1 protein-coding gene is annotated in these 291 nt (G+C 65.3%); it reads right to left on the bottom strand.

The features are described 5' to 3' along the window. Positions 1-291, bottom strand: a 291-nt coding sequence (locus ACR6JA_RS22510) for an ABC transporter substrate-binding protein (protein WP_494599662.1), incomplete at both ends; no start/stop codon positions are given.

The raw sequence follows: 291 nt of genomic DNA, 5'->3' as shown, positions 1-291 counted from the left end.
TAGGCGTCGATGAAGGCCTTGCGCTTGGGCGTGTCCGGGTCCTGGATGAAGGTCTGCGGCATGCGCGCGCCTTCGCCGTTGGCGCCGGAGTTGTCGATGTAGTTGGCCATCGACAGCGTCCAGCTGCCGATGATCGGCACCTTCCAGCCCAGCTTGGCCATGCCGTTGGCGATCTGCGCCAGTTCGGGGCCGATGCCGTAGGTCAGCACGGCTTCGGCGCCCGCGGCCTTGGCCTTGAGCAGCTGGGCCGTCATGTCGACGTCCTTGATGTTGAATTTCTCGACGGCCACC

It is taken from the genome of Cedecea sp. B1(4) (assembly GCF_059414925.1).
This window is presented reverse-complemented; position numbering and strand designations above follow the sequence as displayed.